21 protein-coding genes and 1 pseudogene are annotated in these 19,308 nt (G+C 69.1%); 9 read left to right on the plus strand and 13 right to left on the minus strand.

Annotated features, from left to right (window positions below; genetic code table 11):
- Window positions 1-4 precede the first annotated feature (4 nt).
- Window positions 5-643 carry an ATP-binding protein gene (locus OG975_RS18155; protein WP_406330326.1) on the minus strand — a complete coding sequence of 213 codons (639 nt, stop codon included), beginning with the start codon at window positions 641-643 and terminating at the stop codon, window positions 5-7.
- Between the two features lie 220 nt (window positions 644-863).
- Here OG975_RS18155 and OG975_RS18160 point away from each other — a divergent pair, with 220 nt between their 5' ends.
- Window positions 864-1,709: a helix-turn-helix domain-containing protein gene (locus tag OG975_RS18160; RefSeq protein WP_406330327.1), complete on the plus strand. Its 846-nt coding sequence runs from the start codon at window positions 864-866 to the stop codon at window positions 1,707-1,709.
- Complete coding sequence (locus OG975_RS18165; RefSeq protein WP_406330328.1) at window positions 1,710-1,931, plus strand: DUF397 domain-containing protein; 222 nt, start codon at window positions 1,710-1,712, stop codon at window positions 1,929-1,931.
- 33 nt (window positions 1,932-1,964) lie between these two features.
- Here OG975_RS18165 and OG975_RS18170 read toward each other — a convergent pair whose 3' ends face one another.
- Entirely contained in the window at window positions 1,965-2,294 is a 330-nt protein-coding gene (locus OG975_RS18170) for a hypothetical protein (protein WP_406330329.1), read from the minus strand.
- Window positions 2,295-2,524: 230 nt separating this feature from the next.
- Here OG975_RS18170 and OG975_RS18175 point away from each other — a divergent pair, with 230 nt between their 5' ends.
- Window positions 2,525-3,358: a hypothetical protein gene (locus OG975_RS18175; RefSeq protein WP_406330330.1), complete on the plus strand. Its 834-nt coding sequence runs from the start codon at window positions 2,525-2,527 to the stop codon at window positions 3,356-3,358.
- A 702-nt stretch (window positions 3,359-4,060) separates the two neighbouring features.
- Window positions 4,061-5,095 (plus strand): CorA family divalent cation transporter, encoded by a 1,035-nt coding sequence (locus OG975_RS18180; protein WP_406336314.1) that lies wholly within the window; start codon window positions 4,061-4,063, stop codon window positions 5,093-5,095.
- 80 nt (window positions 5,096-5,175) lie between these two features.
- Here OG975_RS18180 and OG975_RS18185 read toward each other — a convergent pair.
- The 3 genes and pseudogenes from OG975_RS18185 to OG975_RS18195 all read right to left on the minus strand — a co-directional run bounded on the left by OG975_RS18185 (window position 5,176) and on the right by OG975_RS18195 (window position 8,540).
- Window positions 5,176-6,807 (minus strand): annotated as a pseudogene (locus OG975_RS18185) (IS200/IS605 family accessory protein TnpB-related protein).
- A gap of 386 nt (window positions 6,808-7,193) precedes the next feature.
- Window positions 7,194-8,027 (minus strand): class I SAM-dependent methyltransferase, encoded by an 834-nt coding sequence (locus OG975_RS18190; RefSeq protein ID WP_406330331.1) that lies wholly within the window; start codon window positions 8,025-8,027, stop codon window positions 7,194-7,196.
- A 54-nt stretch (window positions 8,028-8,081) separates the two neighbouring features.
- On the minus strand, window positions 8,082-8,540 hold the full coding sequence (locus tag OG975_RS18195; protein WP_406330332.1) for an SRPBCC domain-containing protein: 459 nt from the start codon (window positions 8,538-8,540) through the stop codon (window positions 8,082-8,084).
- Window positions 8,541-8,823: 283 nt separating this feature from the next.
- Here OG975_RS18195 and OG975_RS18200 point away from each other — a divergent pair, with 283 nt between their 5' ends.
- On the plus strand, window positions 8,824-9,126 hold the full coding sequence (locus OG975_RS18200) for a hypothetical protein (RefSeq protein WP_327429019.1): 303 nt from the start codon (window positions 8,824-8,826) through the stop codon (window positions 9,124-9,126).
- A gap of 77 nt (window positions 9,127-9,203) precedes the next feature.
- On the opposite strand, the gene OG975_RS18205 is transcribed toward OG975_RS18200, so the two are convergent.
- Window positions 9,204-9,587: a hypothetical protein gene (locus OG975_RS18205; protein WP_406330334.1), complete on the minus strand. Its 384-nt coding sequence runs from the start codon at window positions 9,585-9,587 to the stop codon at window positions 9,204-9,206.
- A gap of 123 nt (window positions 9,588-9,710) precedes the next feature.
- Here OG975_RS18205 and OG975_RS18210 point away from each other — a divergent pair, with 123 nt between their 5' ends.
- On the plus strand, window positions 9,711-10,169 hold the full coding sequence (locus tag OG975_RS18210) for a MarR family winged helix-turn-helix transcriptional regulator (RefSeq protein ID WP_406330335.1): 459 nt from the start codon (window positions 9,711-9,713) through the stop codon (window positions 10,167-10,169).
- Here OG975_RS18210 and OG975_RS18215 read toward each other — a convergent pair.
- Window positions 10,127-11,107, minus strand: a complete 981-nt coding sequence (locus OG975_RS18215; RefSeq protein WP_406330336.1) for a GlxA family transcriptional regulator — start codon at window positions 11,105-11,107, stop codon at window positions 10,127-10,129. The two genes, OG975_RS18210 and OG975_RS18215, sit on opposite strands and share 43 nt — an antisense overlap.
- Before the next feature lie 194 nt (window positions 11,108-11,301).
- Between OG975_RS18215 and OG975_RS18220 the strand changes: the two genes are divergently transcribed.
- On the plus strand, window positions 11,302-11,751 hold the full coding sequence (locus tag OG975_RS18220; protein ID WP_406330337.1) for a hypothetical protein: 450 nt from the start codon (window positions 11,302-11,304) through the stop codon (window positions 11,749-11,751).
- A 55-nt stretch (window positions 11,752-11,806) separates the two neighbouring features.
- Window positions 11,807-12,328, plus strand: coding sequence for a levansucrase (locus tag OG975_RS18225; protein WP_330304864.1), 522 nt, complete (start codon window positions 11,807-11,809; stop codon window positions 12,326-12,328).
- Between the two features lie 25 nt (window positions 12,329-12,353).
- Here the strand turns inward: OG975_RS18225 and OG975_RS18230 are convergent, their stop codons facing one another.
- The 3 genes from OG975_RS18230 to OG975_RS18240 form a co-directional block, all read right to left on the minus strand.
- A complete protein-coding gene (locus OG975_RS18230; protein WP_406330338.1) occupies window positions 12,354-12,713 on the minus strand; it encodes a VOC family protein in 360 nt (119 codons plus the stop codon).
- A 65-nt stretch (window positions 12,714-12,778) separates the two neighbouring features.
- Window positions 12,779-13,243: a hypothetical protein gene (locus OG975_RS18235; RefSeq protein ID WP_406330339.1), complete on the minus strand. Its 465-nt coding sequence runs from the start codon at window positions 13,241-13,243 to the stop codon at window positions 12,779-12,781.
- Between the two features lie 124 nt (window positions 13,244-13,367).
- Entirely contained in the window at window positions 13,368-14,735 is a 1,368-nt protein-coding gene (locus OG975_RS18240; protein ID WP_406330340.1) for a DUF445 domain-containing protein, read from the minus strand.
- A 260-nt stretch (window positions 14,736-14,995) separates the two neighbouring features.
- Between OG975_RS18240 and OG975_RS18245 the strand changes: the two genes are divergently transcribed.
- Window positions 14,996-16,330 carry an SGNH/GDSL hydrolase family protein gene (locus OG975_RS18245; protein ID WP_406330341.1) on the plus strand — a complete coding sequence of 445 codons (1,335 nt, stop codon included), beginning with the start codon at window positions 14,996-14,998 and terminating at the stop codon, window positions 16,328-16,330.
- 131 nt (window positions 16,331-16,461) lie between these two features.
- On the opposite strand, the gene OG975_RS18250 is transcribed toward OG975_RS18245, so the two are convergent.
- From OG975_RS18250 to OG975_RS18260, 3 genes are all read right to left on the minus strand, one after another.
- On the minus strand, window positions 16,462-17,325 hold the full coding sequence (locus tag OG975_RS18250; RefSeq protein WP_406330342.1) for a DUF1707 domain-containing protein: 864 nt from the start codon (window positions 17,323-17,325) through the stop codon (window positions 16,462-16,464).
- 98 nt (window positions 17,326-17,423) lie between these two features.
- Window positions 17,424-18,437 carry an ATP-binding cassette domain-containing protein gene (locus tag OG975_RS18255; protein ID WP_406330343.1) on the minus strand — a complete coding sequence of 338 codons (1,014 nt, stop codon included), beginning with the start codon at window positions 18,435-18,437 and terminating at the stop codon, window positions 17,424-17,426.
- A gap of 7 nt (window positions 18,438-18,444) precedes the next feature.
- Window positions 18,445-19,293 carry an ABC transporter permease gene (locus OG975_RS18260; RefSeq protein ID WP_406336316.1) on the minus strand — a complete coding sequence of 283 codons (849 nt, stop codon included), beginning with the start codon at window positions 19,291-19,293 and terminating at the stop codon, window positions 18,445-18,447.
- Between the last annotated feature and the right edge of the window lie 15 nt (window positions 19,294-19,308).

Raw genomic sequence — 19,308 nt, forward strand, 5'->3', positions numbered from 1 at the left:
CCCACTAGGCCGCGTCCGCTTCGGCTTCGGCTTCGTAATGCATCTGAGCACGGTCGAGGACGTCGTCTGGGTCGAGTCCGCGAGCGGCCGTCCAGTGGAGAAGATCCGCGATCAGCTCGACCGCTGACTCCTCAAGACCAAGGTCTCGCCCGCTCCGCCGAAGCGGAGCACCACGGCCGGGCCCCTGATAGCCCTCAAGCACCTCGCAGACACGCGCGATACGTCGGCACGCCTGGCCTGAGCTGATCGAGATCTCACACCAGACCGCCTTACCCACCGCAGTCAGCACCGCACCCCAGTCCACTGCCAGCGCCGCGAGCAGGTGCAGGCCACGACCGCACTCCGCGTCACAGTCCGCCGTGTTCGGTGACGGCATCGCCCGGCTCTTGTCGTGCACTTCGAGACGCAGCCGCTCCCCGCGCCACTCAAGGATCAGAGTCGCTGATGCGCCTTCGCCGACGTGCTTGACGACGTTCGTTGCCAGCTCGGTAACAAGCAGTTCTGCTTCGTCAGCCGCCGCGGGCATGCCCCACCGGCTCAGCTGCGTTACCGCGGCTCTCCGCAGCAGGCGTACTTCTGCTGGCGCCGCCTCAAAGGGCAGGACACAACGGAGTCGGGGTTCGGTGACTTCGTAGCCAGACATGTGGCCACTCCTCCCTCCCATGCCACGCACGTGCTGCGCCTGCCGTATCCATACGACTGCACTGCGTAGCGATCTCGGAACGAGCATGGCACGGAGAAGTCTCGCTACGTAACTTCTCACGAGAATCCATCGAGTGAATCTGATGGTGGGGCCGCCTCCCGGCTGCCTAGCCTGTTGAGGATCTCCGGGCCGGCCGCCCGGCCCATGGCGAAGGAGCCACATGTCCGAACGGACCACAACCCGCCGCCGCCAACTAGGCGTGATGATGCGCAAGTTGCGTGCCCGCAAGGGGCTAACTCTTGAGGAGGCCGGGCGGCTCGTCGGCGTCTCCAAGGCAACTGTCAGCCGGTACGAGACCCAGGCCGGACCGGTCAAGTGGCTCGTCATCGATGCCTTGTGCCGCGAGTACGAGGCAACTGATGCCGAGCGCAGAGCCGTTGTCGGGATCGCCAAGGACGCCAAGCAGCAAGGCTGGTGGAACTCATTCGCCGACTCCATCCCGGAGAGCATGAACCTGATGCTCACACTCGAAGATGAGGCTGTCGGCGAGAATCACTTCTCTTGCGTCTATGTTCCCGGGCTGCTGCAGACAAGGAGTTACACGACTGCCTTGCAACAGGCCAATGAGATGCGGCGCTCGCCAGAGGAGATCGAGCGGCTAGTCGACATCCGCATGAAGCGGCAGGAGATCTTGACCCGGCCCAACGCGCCTCACTTGTGGGCCATCCTCGACGAGTCGGTGATCCGCCGGATCGTTGGATCACACGAGATCATGCGGGAGCAGCTGGGCCAGCTCCTGAGCAGCAGCGAGGCCTCTAATGTCACTCTTCAGATCCTGCCGTTCTCCCGGGGAGCGCACGCGGCTGCGCTGGGCAGCTTCGTGATCCTGGGCGGAGCCGAACCCTCCCTCGACGTCGTGTACGTCGACCTCCATGTCGGGTCGCTCTTCATGGAAAAGCAGGAGGAACTTGACCGCTATCGCCTTGCGTTCGAATACCTGCGCGCACAAGCCTTGGACATCGATGCATCGTCATCGATGATCAAGCGTGCGCGTGAGGAGTTGTAGATGATCACTGGTGTTAATGCTGTGCCGGACGCCGCATGGTTCAAGTCCTCGTACAGCGGCGGGAACGAAACCGAGTGCGTGGAGACCGCGATACTGCCCGGCCGAGCCGCCATTCGGGACAGCAAGCATCCAGACGGGCCACGGCTCGCCTTCAGTTCAGCGGCCTGGGCCGACTTCATAACCTCCCTTCCGATTCGCTCCGCTTCCGCCTCGCGTACGTGACACGAGCAAGAACTCATAGGTAGCGACAGGCAGTCACCCCACCTCCGACAGCAGGTCCCCCGCGAGTGGGCAGTCGATCGTCCTGGCCGCTGCGATGACTGACTCGGCGGGGGCCGAGGGGTTGAGGGCGGCGGTGTGCGGTCGGTCGAGCGGGCGCAGATCGTAGATGTGGCGTACGGCCTCGATGTTCACGGACGTCTCGTAGTAGTCCTCGGCGAACGTCCGGAATGCCCCGGGGGTCGGGGCGAGAACTAGGTGGAAGAGCCAGTCCGAGCCGTCGGGGTCTGGATGTTCTTCGGGGAAGGTGATCCGGTCTCCCGCCCAGAACCGGGCGTCCTCTTCGCGCCACGGACACACAGTCACCACGCGGGGGTGAGGGATTCTCCGCGTTGCCGGGTGGCGGAAGTGGCGGGGCTCGTGGGCCGCGTCGACGGCTGGTCTGCGGTAGGGATGGGGCCAATCTGGTGGGCGTTCGCGGGCACAGTTCTATATTGGCGTGGGGCAACATCCGTGCGGTGCGGGGGGATTGAGCACTCTTGCGATCACTTAGAGCGCGTGGAGCGGCCGTAACCGCTCTGCTCTGCGCAGTCGCCATGCTGTTTCTCGCCGGGTGCGGGACCCAGGTGGCCGGTCAAGCAGGAGAGTCGTCAGCGTCGCAGGCGGCGACCGGGGCGCTCCCGTGGGGCACGGTGGAGCCCTCCATGGTCACCGGAGCCCGGCTCGCCGACGACCATCGCACGCTGATGCTCGACGCACAGGTGCCCAGTGGCGAACACCCGTGTGTGCGGGACCTCAAGGCGGTGCTCACCGACCCCGTGTCGGACGTCGTGCGGGTTCAGATCACCTTCTCCTCGCCGTCGTCGGACAGGCGCTCCGGGTGCACCGAGGAGAGCACGGCCACGGCGCGGGTCAAGCTGCCCCAGCCGTTGGGCAAGCGGGAAGTGGTCGTCGACAATTACACGCAGTTCACCGCCGACGGCGCGAAGCTCCCCGCGTTGCGGCTGTGCGGGCAGCTGGGCTGTCGGCCGCCGGCCACCGGCTGCACCACCGCCTCCTACGAGCAGGCGTTGATCGCGGTCGATGCGCCCAACCACACATACCGGGACTCGGAGCACTGCGACGGGAAGTGGCTGGTGCTGGACTTCTCGTGGCGCACGGGACCGGCCTGCGACGACCCGGCAGAACCCGGCTGCTCATCCCGGCTGGGTGACCGCTGGTTCTTCCGGGCGGAGAAGTCCGGCTGGGTACCGATCGCCGAAGGCGCGGCCGGAGGCTGCCAGGCCGTGCAGCGCGAAGAGCCCGCTTTCCCCACCTCGATGTGTGCCTCGCTGGCTCCGCTCTCCGCCTCGCTGCACCCGAGTTACCCTCCGGCGTCCGCCTCTCCGACCGCCGGTGCGGGTTCCACCGCGACGGCTCCACAGCCCTAGGTCTGCTGTCCGGGCATGCCGAACGGATATGGGTGCAGCTCTCCTGCAGGGACGTGTTGAGCTGGGAGGACGCTCGTTGGGGGTGTGGGCAGGGTAGTTGTCCTTCTGCTGTGGCGGGTGGAGTAGGGGGCGTGGATGGTGTCGTTGATCGAGGAGTTGGAGGCGCGGGAGGCGGTGGCTCGTGCCCGGGTGGAGGAGCTCGAAGCGGAGATCGCGGAGTTGACCGCGGCTGGAGGGTGAGCGGGAGGCCGGGTCGAGGCTGCGGTTGACGCGGGAAGCGGTGGCCGAGGCGCTCGCCGAGTTGTCCGGGCAGGACGTGGTCGGGACCGCGACGCCGCAGGTGCGGGCCATGCCCTCTGCACGCCCGCCGGCTGACCCCTCACAAGATCGCCAACGGAGTCACGGCATTGCGCTGAGGCACCTTGTGTCCAACGTAGTCACAGCGGGGATGGGTAGTGGTGGGTTCCGAGTGGGTGGGAAACGCACCGGCGATGGGGGAACCGGGTGATGTCGCCCCTGTGTCCGCGAGCCTGGCGGCCAGGACCGTTGCCCGCGCGGCCTCGAGCGGTAGCGTGCCGGTGGGCGCTGGACTTCCAGGGGCTGAGGCGTTTGCGTTGCTTGCGGAGCGCGGTCGGGAAGAGTAAGCGGGGAGTCGGGTGTACCCGTCTTTCTGGCAGCACATCGTCATCCTCGGTGAGGGACATGATCGTATCGGTGGTGTCGATGCCGGAGGGCGTCGTCGCTCGCACAGCGTTGTCCCAGGCCCGGGAGCATCTCGCAGCCCCCGGTTTCGTGATCGTGGACATCGACCAGGGCGAAGAGCCCCCACCCGACGAGCAGCCGCTCTCCCGTCGACTCGGGCTGGATGACAAGACCTGGGAGTGGCTCGGCAGACAACATGAACCTGTACGGGCCGAGTACCACGAGGGCGCTGTCGGATGCGTCGTGCCGGTGATCGACGGTAACCACATCATCCATGTCCACGTTCTCGCCAGCGAGTGCCACCTCGTCACGGTCCACCACGGACCCGTCGGACTGATCGACACCTTCATCGAGCGGTTGCCACAGGAAATGCCAGCCGGCGCGGCGACCACGGTGTTCCTGTTTCTGCAGGGTGTGCTGGAGGCATTTCGCCTGGCCACCGCCCAAGCACTCCTGGCGGTGGAGGACATCGAGGAGGCGATGTTCGAGCGACGGGAGCCGCAGCAAGTCCATCGTCTCGCCCATCTGCGACGGCGCGCAGCCCAGCTGCACCGTGCGTTCCTTCCCTACGCCGCGGTCGCACAGGAGTTCCTCATGCGTCGCAGGATGGCGAATCGCGACCTCTCGGAGGAGCGGCGAGCGCTGAACCGCATGCACGAGCGCGCCGTGCAGCTGGTGATGCTGGACATCGAGTCTCTGCAGAACGAAACCCGGCGGGCCGCCGACACCTACGCCTCTCTCGTCGCTGACGAGCAGAACCTCGTGATCAACAAACTCGCCATCGCCTCGGTGATCTTCTTGCCGCTGACGTTCCTGACTGGCTTCTTCGGCATGAACTTCGGCTACCTGAGCAACCTCTTGTCGGGCGAGCGATCCTTCTTGACGCTTGGCGTCGGCATGCAGGTGTGCGCCCTGGCCGTTTCCGTCTACTTCGTGCTGTACCGCACGCACTGGCGCCAGCTCCGGGCAGCCGATCCCGCGATGCCTCCGATGGCGAGCCCTGACGAGCAGCCTGCCGACAGGTCAACCAGCTGACCGCTGGGGCATGAGCACCCCGCGCCGTCTCGGCCAGCCAACCCCGCTCCATCAGCCCTTCGCCTTGGACCGCACCGTTCCTAGAGACTGAGCGGGAGTGAGTCCTGTTGCCAGAGCTCATGCTCAGCCGAACGCCCCGAGCGGTGTTGGGCGTTCTGGTTGCCCGCGTTCGCTCCGCGTCCGGCGCGCACGGATCGTGTCCGTGGTCCGGGGATACGGGGGCGGGTTCCCTCACGCCCAAGGACGCCCGGTCGGGCCTGGACGGTCCGATGCCCCGCACGATCACTCCGGTCGTGTGGGGGCGGTGCCGTCCGTCGCCGGATCGGGTGTCCCTGGGCGCGCCTTCCGATCGCCACGGCGGCAGCGTCGTGGCGAGTGGTCTTCCTGGTGTTGCTGGTGAGGGGTTTCTGCCAGTGCTGGGCGCCCCATCGGGAGGTGTAGGCCGGATCCACCGCGATGATCGCGATGCCGGTCTGGTCGGCCATCGAGGTCAGCCGGGCGCGGAGCCTGCCGGTGGGCATGCCGGAGATCAACTGCCTGAACCGCTTCCTCCGGCCGTGCTTCTCGCGGGTCTTCTCCGCGCCGAAGTCCAGGTCCTCCACCGCGATGGCCCTCACCCCGCAGGATCTGGCCCAGTGCAGCAGCCGGGTCAGGGCGTGGCGGACCTGGGCGTCACGGTGGGGCGCGGTGCCCGTGAGGTCGTAGAAGAACCGGTGCGGGTGGCCGGTCGGGTTGCCGTGGACGTCGAGGCGCCAGGCGGCGAGGTGGTCGGCGTTCATGTCGACGCCGATCACACCGTGCGCGAGGGCGGCGGCCATCGGGATGGTCTTCGCAACCGGGATCTGCCAGGAGGCGGTCAGGTACCAGCGGTCGCGGCCGGTGTCGTAGTGGATGCGGTAGGCGACCGCCCGGTTCGCCGCCACCCGGTCCGCCCACTCCTGCCCGCGGTGCGGGAAGCGCACCTGCGTGGCGAGGACGTACCGGCCGTGCGGGGCGTTGGCCAGATCGGCGAGAGGGGCCGGGAGCTTGATGCTGACCTCGCCGTCCGGGCTGATGCGGATGGTCTCGTTGCCGTACCGCTTGCCGGACTCGCCGTCGGCCTGCAGGAACCAGCGCTCGGCTTCCCACCGTCGGCGCCACCCGTCCTCGGTGAGCCCGGCGGCGGAAAGGTGGTGGCGGGTGCGGGCCAGCCGTTTCCCGCCCCGTACGACGTGCACGGTCCCGGCCTCCCGGTCGGCCCGCGCCCGCTCCAGCCGGTCTTCGAGGACGTGCAGGCGGCGGGTCTTGGCGTGCCACTCCCGCTTGCTGCGGTAGCCGCCGGGCGCCTGCTTCGAGCCCTTCCGGCCGACCGGCAGCGACAGCCGGTGCACGATCGCACGGATCCCCGCCTCAAGAGACCGGATGTGGGCGAGCTGGCCACGCCTGGCGAGAGCCCACTGCTCGTGCGTGGCCTTGGTGAGCGAACCGGCCCACCGGGACGACGACGCAGGCGTCAAACCCCGCTTACGGGCCGCCCACGTCTCCGCGGAATGCCCCAGCCCATCCGCGCACCGCACCTTCAGATCCCGCGAGGCGAGCGACCCGAGGTGCCCGCCGACCAGCGCGAGAACCTTCTCATCGGCGGACGTGAGCTGCTTGAGACGGGTCCGGACCGCCACCCCCGAGGGACCGGGCACGACAAACGACCCCGCAAGCTCCCGCAACCCACCCACCCCACACCCCCATACAGCCCGTCGAAAACCCGCTCATCACACCCAACGAGCCCCACCCGGAAAGGTCACACATTCGGCAAGCGAACTCCGATTCCCCTCCCGGGACGACGGCACCCAGTCACCGGCCGGGAACCCCAGCGCTCACTCACACACGCCAAAACGCACTCGTACTCAGTCAACCCCCAGCAATTCCCAACCCCCTCGACCTTCGCCGCCGTCAGTTCCAGCCCCAGCCAGGCGCTCGGGGTAGGCGAGGGTGTCGGCGCTGCCTATGGCGAAGGTGCCGCCTTACAGGCGGACGGCCGGTGCGGAGAAGCCCGCGGCGACCGCGGGTGCGGGTGGGACCCGGCGAAGGCGGCGACGTACGCCACGGTCAGCGATAGAGGTCAGCCCGCTCGCGCCGTGAGGACGGGCTGGAAGAAGCCGGTGTTCTCAGGGGGCATCCATCGCGGGTCGATGAATCCCGACTCGGCGGCGAAGCTGGTCAACTGCCGCTGGGTGAGGGCCCAGTAGGTGGTTCGGCGCACACGAACCTGCCAGCCCTCTCCGGGCTCCGCATCCTCTGCGCCCTCTGCGACCTCTCCGTCGGGGACGAGCTGGAAGTGTTCCAGGTCGTAGTGCTCGCCGTCCTCGTGCCAGTCCCAGAGTTGGAGGGTGATGGTCCTGCCCTGGGGCGACGATGCGACCTGCGGCGGGGTCGAGGTGGGCCTGGTCCGCAGGATCTCGTCGTACGGGCGGATGCTGAGCACCAGCAGCCCCCCGGCGCGCAGCACGCGTCGCATCTCCGTCAGGGCCGTGCGTACGTCCTCCGCGGTGAGCAGGTGGGGAAGGGCGTTGTCCGCGCTCACGACGACATCGAACTGGCCGTCCCGGAAGGGAAGACAGCGCATGTCCGCCACTGCGGCCGGCAGGTGTACGCCCCGCAGAGCCGCTTCACCGACCGCACGGCGGACCGCCGACGCGCTGATGTCCGTACCGGTGACCCGGTGGCCCTGTAGGCCGAGCCCGATGGCCTGCGTACCGATGCCGCAGGAACAGTCCAGGACCGAGGCGCCGGCCGAGGAGCCTCCGATGCCGAGCTCAGTCTGGATCAGCGCGTCCAGGGCTCTCCCCTGTCGGGAGATGCCCGCGTCCCAATCGGCGTAGATGAGGTGGTAGTCGGGCGCGAGCTGGTCGTAGAAGCGTGCCACCGAAGGGAGTTCGGGCTCGGACTCAGGCATGACGTCAGGCTAGGGGTCGGTCCTGCGGGCGGCCCCCTCCCCGCGGCAAAGATCTCAGGCCGACGCAGCCGACGACATCAGCTCCTCCAGAGTGTTGAGACTCTGAGTCCAACCCTCCTCGTGGAGAGCTTGGCGCCTCTCCGTGGCGAAGTCGCCCTGGCTGACGACCAACTCGGCCCGTGTACCGCCGATATCGCGAAGCGACAGCGTCACCACCGTCTCCCGATCCTCGGGATCGGGATCCTCCCACCGGAAGGTGTAGGACAGGCGTTCCGGAGGGTCGACCTCAACGAATTCCCCCACCAGGTAGAAGAGATCACCTTCCGGAGGTTGCATCGCGATCCGATAGCTACCGCCTGGCCGAAGGTCGCTTTCCACACTCGGAATGGCGAACCCGTCAGGGCCCCACCACTTGGCCAGTGCCTGCGGTTCGGTCAACGCTCGGAAGACGACCGAGCGCGGTGCGCGGAGGACGCGCTGCAGATGCAGCCTCAGCCCGCCATCGTGCGTCATCACGAACCTCCTCCAACCGAAGGCTCCGAGTTTGACCACCACGCTTGTCCTAAGTATCCCAGCTGTCCTAAGTATCCCAGCCGCAGACCGCGATGTCGCTGGCCAGGGGCGATGCGAGGACAGGTGCGGCCGCCGGTGATCATCGCGTGCTGTGTGGACAAACGAAGATCAATTTGGCAGGCCTCGGCTCAAGTCCGCGCGCACCAGAGGTGGCCGTCCGCCGGTGATCGCGGGCGCGTTAGCCTCGGTGTATTCGACTGACGCGCAGCAGCGGGAGGCAGTAATGGCGAAGGTACCGGCCGCGGCGGTGGCCGCGAGTGGGCTCATCGGTGGGTACGGCGTGGCCCGCTGGACCAAGAAGCGGCAGCTGGGCGGGGTCGTGCTCGCCGCCGCCGGGGCCACGGCCGCGCAGCAGTGGCGGCAGCAGGCTGGCGGGAAGGCCGCCGGGGCGCTGACCGTCGCGTACGTCGCCGCCTTCGCCGGGTCCCACCCGCTCGCCAAGAAGGTGGGCGCCTGGCCCGCCGTCTTCGGTGTCGCCGGAGCCGTCGCCCTCGCCTCGTGGGCCGTGGCCGACCGCCGGGCCTGAGCGGCCACCCGGCCCGCCCGACCAGGCTGGCCCGCCCGACCAGGCTGGCCCGACTGGCCCGACTCGCCCTCCCGGCGTCACACCACTTCCCCGCCGACCCCCGACCGCCCCGCCGGCACCCCCACGATCAGCACGGTCACATCCCCCCGTACGGCCTCACCGAAGACCGTGACCACCGCGTCCGTGAGCGAGCCGATCAGCCGCGCGGGCGCGTCGGGGATCCGGGGGTGTGTCAGTCCGCCCTCACGCATGTTCAGCGTGACGACCGGTGCGGGCGCCCTGCCTGGTATGCCGCCAGTGCCCCAGCGGTGCTCCGGGACGCCGAAGAGTTCCACCACGGCGACCGGGCGCGCCCACTCCCCGACCACGGCGGCCACCGCTTCGGTCAGCGCCCGGATGAGCTTCGGCTCGACCGATCCGTCGAGCGCCTCTTCGCGGATCTGCACAGTGAGGTGCGGCATGACCGTTCTCCGTTCCCGCGTATCGCTTCACGCGCATCGCTTCACGCGCATCGCTAACATGACGACAGGTTCCCTTTGAAGGCAAAGCATCTTTGACTTCAAAGCTAATTCCAGGGATGAACGATGTCAACGAGCGTCGACGACGCCGTCAGAGCGCTGCTCCTCCTCATGCCCCGCATGGTCGGCCGGGCCAAGCGCATCCCCGTACCCGAGGAGCTCCAGTCGCTCGCACTGGCCCCCCGGCACCTCTCCCTGCTGTCGTACCTGCTCTTCGACGGACCCCTGACCGTCAACGACCTGGCCGCCCGCCTGGAAGTCGCGCCGACGACCGTCAGCCTCATGGTCGGCGAGCTGAGCGGGAAGGGGATCCTGGAGCGGCGGGAGGACCCGGCCGACCGGCGGCGGCGCATCGTCAGCATCACCGATGCCCAACGGCCGTCCATCTCCGCGTGGTTGTCGCGCGGTGCCACCGCCTGGCGCCGCGCGCTGGAACCGCTGACGCCCGATCAGCGGCAGCTGGTCATCGACACCTTGCGCGCCTACGAGGCCGCGGCGGCCGACCCCGAGGCGCCCACCCCCTGAAACGCCCTGCGATACGCGTACGGACTCGTCCCCACCACCCGCTTGAACCGCTCCCGGAACGCCGTCGGCGACCCGAACCCCGCCTGGGCCGCAATGCGTTCGACCGGGTACGTGGTCGTCTCCAGGAGGTACTGCGCGCGCCGCACCCGCGCCCGGTGCAGCCACTGGAGGGGCGTCGTGCCGGTCTGTTCGCGGAACCGGCGGTTGAGCGTACGGGTACTCATGCCGGCGTGGGCGGCGATGTCCTCCAGGGTCAGGTCGTCGCCGGCGTTCTCCTCCAGCCAGGCAAGGAGGGGCTCCATGGTGGTGCCGGCCGGTACCGGCGGCTGGTCGTGGACGATGAACTGGGCCTGGCCTCCCTCCCGTTCGAGCGGCATGACGGACATCCTGGCGGCATGCGCGGCGACGGCGGAGCCGTGGTCCTTGCGGATCATGTGCAGGCACATGTCGAGGGCCGCGGCGGCGCCCGCCGAGGTGAGGAACTGGCCGTTGTCGACGTACAGCACATTCGGGTCGACGGTCACCTGCGGGTACCTGGCCGCCAGGTCCTGGGCCGCGACCCAGTGGGTGGTCGCGCGCAGCCCGTCCAGCAGGCCGGTGGCCGCGAAGACGAAGGCACCGACGCAGATCGACGCGATCCGCGTGCCGTTCGCGGCCGCCGCGCGCACCGCCTCCGCCACGCCCGGCGGGAGCGGGGCGGTCGGGTCGGCGACGCCGGGCAGGATGATCGTGTCCGCTTCGGCCAGCGCCTCCAGGCCGTACGGGGCGCGAAGCGCGAACGGGCCCGCGCTCACCTCCTCGCCCGCCGAAGCCGAACAGACCCGGACCCGGTACGCCGCCCGGCCGTCCGGCAGCCGGGCCCAGCCGAAGGTGTCGATCGGGGCGGAGAGGTCGAACGGGATGACCTGGTCGAGCGCCAGTACGGCCACGGTGTGCATGGCTAGAGGGTAGGTGTACGACGGGTTCCAGTCAGCACTGCCGGAACTGCTGGAGGTGCTAAAAGGCCACTCCATTGCTGTGGCCATGGCTGTTGCCGCTGCTGTTGGCATTACTAGTGGCTTGGCGAGAATCCGTTGAGTACTGGCAAAACCGCCACTTCTCCAAGATCCGCCCCGCCCCTTACCGTCACCCCGTGACCAAGTTCCTCCTCGCCGTCCACGTCCTCGCCGCGATCGTCGCCATCGGGCCCGTCGCGGTCGCCGCGAGCATGTTCCCGCCCGCCGCGCGCAAGGCTCTCGCCGCACCGGACGACGCGGACGCCCTCGCGACCACCCGGCTGCTGTACCGCATCTGCCAGGTGTACGCCGCTGTCGGCGTCGTCGTCCCCGTCTTCGGGTTCGCCACGGCGAGCAACATGGGTGTGCTCGGCGACACCTGGCTGATCGTCTCGATCGCGCTGACCGCGCTCGCGGCCGTCGTCCTCGCCGCGCTGGTGCTGCCCCGGCAGAGCGCGATCCTGGAGGGGGCCGGGGACCGCGCGGCGACCGTTCAGCTGGCGATGTTCACCGGGATTTTCAACCTGCTCTGGGCCGCCGTCACGGTCCTGATGATCGTGCGCCCGGGGTCCACGACGGGGGCCTAGAAGGCTTGCGCACGCGGGATCTGGAGATGGCCAGCGGGGGCTTAGTATCCCGCTCATGTACGGACAGCAAGGACAGCAAGAGCAAGCGGCACCGCGGGCCTACCTCGCCTCGGTGGAGGGTCGGCTGACGGCCGACGGATGTGCCACGCGGTGGGAGGACTGGGCCGGGGTGCCCGTGCTCATCGGGCGGCGGGGCGACTTCCGGATGCGCTGGATGGCCACGAAGCTGCACCTGTTCACGGTGGCCGCGGCCGTCCCGGAGATAACCGTCCCCGCCATCTCCGACTTCACCGACCAGGTGATGAAGTACGCCAAGGACACCAAGGGCGGCCTTCCCGTCGGCATGCAGAACGGGGTCGGCGCCTTCCCCCTGCTGGTCAGCGACCGGGTCGATCCGGCCGCCGTACGGTGGGCGGAGGAGCAGCAGCGCATCAAGTTCGCCTGTATGACCCGGCCCGTCGTCGTCGACAGCGCGCGCCAGTACGTGGGCATGTACCGCGGCAAGCCGGCCCTCGGCCGCGTCTACGCCAACTACTTCATCGAGAAGGGCACGCGGTACTTCTACGGCGGGCAGTGACCGGCCTTCTCCGCCGGGCAGCGGCTCACCCCCGGTGCCCCAGCACATTCACCACGCGCCCATTCGGATCCCGTACGAAGAAGCGCCGTACGCCCCACTCCTCGTCCCGCAGCTCCCGTACGATCTCCGCGCCCGACGCGACCACCTCCGCGTACACCGCGTCGACGTCCTCGACCTCCACGCTCAGGTCGGGGACGACGGGGGCGGTGCGCTCCTCGGTGAGGAAGCTGATCTGGGCCGTGGGGTTGGCGGGGGACGCGAGGGTCATGACCCAGCCCTGGTGCATGACTTCCTCGAAGCCGAGCAGGCCGTAGAAGTCCCGGCTGGTCGTCATGGCCTGCTCGGACTCGACCTGGATGTCCGGGACGATCCTGCGAACGGTCATCGTCGATGTCTCCTCGCGCGTCGGAAACGGTGGGCCGGAGTGAGGTCCTCGCGCATCACAGACGATCACAGACGGTGGGCAAGAATGAGGTCCTCGTCCGCCAAGTGTGGCCTGAACTGCCGTGCCACCACGGCCGCGACGAACACTTCGGCCGCGATCAGCTGTGTGAAGAACGCCCACGACAGCAGCCACGCGTTCGCGAACCCGTCCGGCGGCCCGGGGTGCGTGCGCAGCGACACATACAGCAGCGTCGCCGGTGGCACCGCCACCAGCAGCAACGGCCAGGCCAGCGCGTCCCGGTGGCCGAAGTAGGCGGCCAGGAGCAGCAGGGCCAGGGCGAGGAACACGACGCCCAGGCCGGTCACCGGGGTCGTCTCCAGGGTCGAGTTCTCCGTCTCGGGGCGGTTGCTCAGGTCCCACGGGAGGCAGAGGAAGTACGCCGCGCAGGAGAGGGCGGCGCCGAGCACGCGCGTCAGCCAGCGTTCCGGCCAGGGGCGCGTTCGCAGAGGGCGGAGCAGCTTCTCGGTCATGCGTACGAGGGTTGCCGCCCTGGCGGCGGGGCGACAGAGTACGCGTACTCAGTACCCGGTACTCAGACCCGCGCCGCGCCGGATGACAAGCCGCGCCGGAAGGCCGCCACCGTGTCGCCGGCGGTTACGCCCCCACCGCTCTCGACACCACGTAGATCAGCAGGCCCACCAGCGAACCCACCACCGTGCCGTTGATCCGGATGAACTGGAGGTCGCGGCCGATGTGGGCCTCGATCTTCTTGGTGGTGTGCTCGGCGTCCCAGCCCGCCACCGTGTCCGTGATGAGCGAGGTGATCTCCTTGCGGTACGTCGTCACCACGTACACCGCCGCGCCCTCCACCCAGCTGTCGACCTTGGCCTGGAGCTTGGGCTCGGTGGCCATGCGGGCGCCCAGCGACAGCAGGGAGGCGCGCACCCTCAGCCGCAGCTCGCTGCGCTCGTCCTCGGCGGCGGACACGATCATGGACCGTACGGCCGTCCAGGCGGAGGCGATCAGGTCCTGGACCTCGCCGCGGCCGAGCACCTCGCCCTTCAGCCGCTCCACGCGCGCGCGGGTGTCGGTGTCGGACTGGAGGTCGGCGGCGAAGTCGGTGAGGAAGCGGTCGAGGGCGCCGCGGGCCGGGTGGGAGGGGGCGTCACGCATCTCGGTGACGAAGCGGAGCAGCTCCTTGTAGACACGCTCGCCGACCTTCTTGTCGACGAAGCGGGGGGACCAGCCGGGCGCGCCGCCCTGGATCGCGTCCATGACCTGCTCGTCGTGGAACACCAGCCAGTCGTGGGCGCGGACGCAGATCAGGTCGACGACCCGCTTGTGGCCGCCGTCCCCGACGATCTTCTCCAGCATCTTCCCTATGCCGGGTGCGATCTCCTGGGCATCGGCGCGGCGGGTGATGGCCTCGCCGACGATCGCCTGCACGTCGGAGTCCCGCAGGACGGTCAGCGCTCCCCTGAGCGCGGTCGCCAGCTCCGCCGTGACCCGGTCGGCGTGGTCCGGTTCGGCGAGCCAGGCGCCCAGTCGGCTGCCGATGCCGACGGCGCGCAGCCGCTGTCGTACGACTTCCTCGGAGAGGAAGTTCTCGCCGACGAACTCACCCAGCGACACACCCAGCTGGTCCTTCTTGGTGGGGATGATCGCGGTGTGCGGGATGGGAATGCCGAGTGGGTGACGGAAGAGGGCCGTGACCGCGAACCAGTCGGCCATCGCACCGACCATGCCCGCCTCGGCCGCCGCGGCGACATATCCGGCCCAGGCACCCGCGCCCTCGTTCGACGCCCACTTGGCGAGGACGTACACCAGTGCGACGAAGAGCAGCAGTCCGGTCGCCGTCGCCTTCATACGGCGGACACCGCGGCGTTTCTCCTCGTCGGCGGGGCTGAAGGACGTCATGGCCCGGCCCGGCGGCCCGGGGGCGGTCGTCGCCGGGTTCACGGCGGCGCCGGGACGGGCATGCTGTCCTTCGGCGCCCACTTCTTCCGGTTTCGTGCGTTCCATCCGCTCCACCCGTTCGGTGACCTCATGCACATTGTCCCTACCTGACCGACTCCTGGAACGGATCAGGAGTTCCCGGCGTCTGTTCGGACGGGGAGGACGGGGGATCGACCAGGGGTACACCAACGGGATCCCCAGCGGGTCCCAGGGGAATCTCAGGGGTCCCTTAAGGGGTGCCGTCCGTGCTCTTCCACCCCATGACGCATCATGGGGTGATCACATCGGAGCCTCGGGCTCCCATCGCCCGAGGAGAATCGCACCGCATGACCAAGCGTCATGGTTATGCCCTGCTCGCCGCGATCATCGCCGTGGTCGTGGCCCTTTCCGCCGCCATATATGCCGGTGTCGCGGCCGACGACGGCAGCGGCGGCACCCAGAACCACGTCGCCCGCGACCGCACCCCGGGCAACTCGGCCGCCCCCGCCTCCACCGGCACCTGGGTCGGCGCCTGGTCCGCCTCCCCCGTCGGAGCCGAGCCCGGCACCGAGACGACCGGCATGGCGGGCCACTCCGTACGCAACGTCGTGCACGCGAGCGCCGGCGGTACGAGTGCCCGCGTCACACTGTCCAACCTCTACGGACAGCAGCCGCTGACCATCACGCACGCCACCATCGCCGTCGCCGCGACCGTGAACACCGCCGCCGCCACGACCGACACCATGCGCCGCCTCACCTTCGGCGGCAGCACCTCGGTCGTCGTCCCGGCCGGAGCGCAGGTGATGAGCGACGCCGTCCGAGTGCGGATCCCGTACGGCTCGGACGTCCTCGTGACGACGTACTCCCCCACCGAATCCGGCCCGGTCACCTACCACCCGCACGCGCGCCAGGTGTCGTACGTCGCCGAGGGCGATCTCACGGAGGACGTGAGCGGCACCGCGTACACCGAACAGACCGTGTACTGGCGCTACTTGACCGCCCTCGACGTACTGAGCGACGACTCCGCGGGCACCGTCGTCGTACTGGGCGACTCGCTCACCGACGGCGTCACCTCCACCGTCGGGGCCAACCACCGTTGGACCGACGTCCTTTCGGAGCGACTGCGCGCTGCGGCGGGCTCCGGCTCCGCGCCGCGGTACAGCGTCGTCAACCAAGGGATCAGCGGGAATCAGGTACTGGCTGCGGGACTTGGCCGTCCGGCCGACAATCCCAGTGGTCTGTCGCGGTTCGGGCGGGACGTTCTCGACCGTACGAACGTCAAGGCCGTCGTCATCGACCTCGGGATCAACGACATTCTGCGGAACCCGAGTCACGTCGATCCGACGACGGTCACGGATGGGCTGCGCAAGCTCGTGCGGGAGGCGCATGCGCGGGGGTTGCGGGTGGTCGGGGCGACGCTGATGCCGTTTCAGGGGCATCGCGGGTACACCAGTGGGCGGGAGGCCGTACGGCAGGCCGTCAACGCGGAGATTCGGGGCGGGAAGGTGTACGACGCGGTCGTCGACTTTGACCAGGCCTTGCGGGATCCGTACAACCCTCGGCGGTTGCGGGCCGACTATGACTCCGGGGATCACTTGCACCCCAGTGACAAGGGGTACAAGCGGATGGCGGAAGTCTTTGACCTGGGCGACTTGAAGGGCTCTGTGTCGGCCGAACTGTAACTGCCGGTCGTTCGTCGGGTGCGGGTGCGTCTCGGCTGGTCGCGCCCACGCGGCGGAGCCGCACAATGTCACAGCCCCGCGCCCCTAAAGGGGCGCCCCCAGCTGGCCGGAGAACAGTAGTCGCCGGAGTTCTAGTAGCCGCCGTTCCTCCGGCGATGGCGCTCCTCCCTGCGCTCCCTGTGTCGCTCCCGGCGCTCCTCGTGGCGCTCCCTGCGGTCCTCGTGGCGCTCCCGGATCAGGTCGCGGGCCTCGTCCAGCGCGTCGAACATCTCGCCCAGGCCGTTGCCGTCCGAGCCCGAGCCCGAGCCCTGCAACTCCTTGCGGGCCGCCTTGCGTTCGAGTTTGTCCTGGCGGCGCTCCTCCTTGATGCGGAGGCGTTCGGCGCGGGTCAGTTTGCGTTCGACGCCGACGCCGCCCCAGAAGGCGAAGCCGGTGACGATGACGCGCGGGGCGCCGGGCTCGCCGGGCTGCCCCTCCTCGCGGTGGTCGAATCCGCCCATGATGCCGATGCCGCGGACGACGACCTCGACGCCGGGCGGTACGACGACGTTCACGCCGCCCATGATGGCGACGCAGTTGATCACGACCTCGCGGTCCGCGAAGTTCGCCTCGCGCAGGTCGATCTCACCGCCGCCCCAGAAGGCGAAGGAGTTGAAACGCCGGGGTACGGTCCAGCGGCCCTTGCGCTCGAAGCCCGACATGATCGCGACGGCCCATGCCGACGAGCCCTCGCCTCCGACGATCCGGCCCGCCCAACTCCCGGTCTCCGCAGGCTGCTTGACCATGGAGACGGGTGCTGCGGCGGCCGAGCCCGGCAGATCGCGGGTGATCGGCGCCAGCTCTCCGTACGTGCGTGCCTTGTACGTCGCCTCCAGTCGCTCCTCGAACTCCTCCATGTCGAGGCGGCCCTCGGCGAGGGCGTCCCTCAGCTGTTCGGAGACTCGTTCACGATCGGCGTCGGAGGCTCGCAGCTCCGGGAGTTCGTCGTCGGTCATGTGCAGCAGCCTACGAGTTCCCCGCCGCACGGGCTATGCGGCCCGCGATTCCGTGCGGGCCGGATGCGGGGCCGGTGCGGGGACGAATGCAAGGCCCGCTACGACACCGCCTTCTCCGCCGTCTCCGCGCCGTCCTGCGCGTACATCTTCGCGATGACGGCCTCGATGTCGGGCTCGCGCACGGAGAGGTCGACGAGTGGATACTCCGCCGCGATCCGCGCCACCAGCGGAGCCGCCGACTGGGCCGCCGGGAAGGCGAGCCACTGCCGCGGTCCCTCCACCCTCACCACCCGCGCCGCCTCCACCTCGATCGGCGGAAGCTCCCGTTCCAGGTCCACCACCAGCGTCCGCTCGCTCTCCCCCACCTCGTGCAGCCCGGTCAGCGGACCGTCGTACATCAGCCGCCCGTGGTCGATGACCATCACCCGCCGGCACAGCTGCTCGATGTCGGTGAGGTCGTGCGTGGTGAGCAGGACGGTCGTGCCTCGCTCGGCGTTCAGGTCCCGCAGGAACTCCCGGACCCGCGCCTTGCTGATCACGTCGAGCCCGATCGTCGGCTCGTCGAGGTAGAGCACCTCCGGGTCGTGCAGCAGCGCGGCCGCGATGTCGCCGCGCATCCGCTGCCCCAGAGAGAGCTGGCGGACGGGCACGTCCAACAGGTCGCCGAGTTCGAGGAGTTCGACGCAGCGGTCGAGGTTGTCGCGGTAACGCCCGTCCGGGATGCGGTACATGCGGTGCATCAGCCGGTACGAGTCGATCAGCGGGAGGTCCCACCACAGGGTCGTACGCTGCCCGAACACGACCCCGATGCGCCGCGCGAGACGGGTGCGCTCGCGCGACGGGTCGATGCCCGCGACCCGCAGCCGGCCGCCGCTCGGCGTGAGGATGCCGGTCAGCATCTTGATGGTGGTCGACTTGCCCGCGCCGTTCGGACCGATGTAGCCGACCATCTCGCCGCGCGGCACGGTGAAGGAGAGGGAGTCCACCGCCCGCACCTGCCGCCGTTCACTGCGCAGGAAGCCGGTCTTCTTGCGTACGTCGAAGACCTTCTCGACGCCGTCGAGCTCGATGAAGGCGTCCACCGGGTCCTTGGCCAACAGATCTGTTTCCACGCCGAGTTCAGCTCCCCGTACTGCGATACGAACGAAGTCCCGCACGCCAGGCGATCCCCGCCAGCGCACAGCAGCCCGCCGCCACCAGCGGCGGTGCGAAGGCGACCCACGTCGGCAGGTCGAGCGGATAGGGCCGCCCCAGCACATACAGCGCGGGCAGCCAGTTGACGAAGGCGAGCGGGAGGACGTACGTCACCCCGCGCACCAGGTCCTTGGCGAAGACGGTCGGCGGGTACTGAAGGAGCGTGGTGCCGCCGTACGTGAAGGAGTTCTGCACCTCGGAGGCGTCCTGCGCGACGAACTGGAAGGCCGCGCCCGCCACGAACACCGCCGAGAAGATCACACCACCGCTGAGCAGCATCAGCGGGAGCATCAGCATCTTGAGCGGCGTCCAGGAGATGTCGAGGGCGGCGGTCGCGTACCCGAGGATCAGCAGCCCCTGCGTGATCCGGCCGAGGCGGCGCAGCGCGAAGCGGTCCGCGGCGACCTGCGCGAGCACGGGCACCGGACGCACGAGGAGCGTGTCGAGCGTGCCGTCGCGCACCCGGCTCCCCAGCCGGTCCAGCGATCCGAACGCCAGCTGCGCGAGCCCGAAGGCGGCGGCCGAGGAGCCGTACAGGAAGGCGACCTCGGGCAGGCTGTAGCCGCCGAGCCGGTCGACCTGCGAGAACATCAGCAGGATCGCGACGAAGTCCAGGCCGCTCACCACCAGGTTGCCCGTGACGGCCAGCGCGAAAGAGGCGCGGTAGGCCATCGTGGAGCGGATCCACATGGCGGCGATCATGCGGTACGCGCGCAGACCGTCACGTACGCGGGCGTACGCCCCCTGCCGCTCGGGCGGCCAGGAGGCCACCACTGGCTGCTTCTCCTT

This window comes from Streptomyces sp. NBC_00203 (assembly GCF_045206325.1).
GTDB lineage: Bacteria > Actinomycetota > Actinomycetes > Streptomycetales > Streptomycetaceae > Streptomyces > Streptomyces lutosisoli.